We start from the raw sequence: 218 nt of genomic DNA, 5'->3' as shown, positions 1-218 counted from the left end.
GTGTTGCAAAACCAAGACTGATATTAGCAATGAGTTGACCCAATACTACAAAAGCCACTACTCCAAAACTAGAGTTTTTTTTCGATGATTTTGATTTTTTGATTGATTCCTGAAGTTTTTTAATATGATTCTTATAATAATAATTCAAAGCAAAAATATATAAACCAACCGAAAAAATAAAATAGATGGGAGTTTGTAATCCTAACATTCCATATGCA

At 28.4% G+C, this 218-nt stretch carries 1 pseudogene; it reads right to left on the bottom strand.

Going from position 1 to position 218, the window contains the following annotated elements:
• Positions 1-218, bottom strand: a pseudogene (locus HMPREF2590_RS30115) (hypothetical protein); the annotation flags it as partial.

The organism is Bacillus sp. HMSC036E02 (assembly GCF_001836235.1).
GTDB classification, from domain to species: Bacteria; Bacillota; Bacilli; order Bacillales; family Bacillaceae_G; genus Bacillus_A; species Bacillus_A cereus.
The sequence above is the reverse complement of the archived record's forward strand: the minus strand, read 5'-3'. Positions and strand labels throughout refer to the sequence as shown.